This window comes from Staphylococcus pasteuri, from assembly GCF_030547725.1.
In the GTDB taxonomy this organism is placed as follows: domain Bacteria; phylum Bacillota; class Bacilli; order Staphylococcales; family Staphylococcaceae; genus Staphylococcus; species Staphylococcus pasteuri.
In genome coordinates this window covers 1-398 of the sequence record NZ_JAUOQO010000055.1, presented here as the reverse complement: position 1 = coordinate 398, position 398 = coordinate 1, and the positions used below count along the sequence as shown (strand labels likewise).

General features: G+C 43.0%; 1 protein-coding gene. It reads left to right on the top strand.

Annotation, left to right across the window (positions count from 1 at the left end; genetic code table 11):
* Positions 1–398: PHP domain-containing protein (locus Q4528_RS12770; protein WP_303521849.1), on the top strand; the 398-nt coding region annotated here is incomplete at both ends.

Genomic DNA, 398 nt, shown 5'->3' with positions numbered 1-398 from the left:
GGAACAAGCTGAACACTATGGCTACCAAGCCATTGCAATTACCGATGATTGCTCGTTAAGTGGTGTCGTTCGAGCGCACCAAGCGGCCGCGCAACGCAATATTAACTTGATCATTGGCAGCCAATTCACCACCGATGAGCAATGCCAGTTAGTGGTATTGGCTAAAAACCTTAATGCTTATCAGCAACTTTGCCGATTTATTACTCAGGCCAGAAAATACAGTAAAAAAGGCAGCTATCAACTAAGTTTGGCGCAATTTGATCAAAGCTTAGATCAGTGTTTGGTGTTGGTAAAAGCCAATAAAAATCTGCAAGCCGCTCAACTTAGTCAACTTAAACAGCAGCTAAAGCAGCCTATTTATTTACTGCTGCATAACGATTTATCGCAACCTGTTGGCC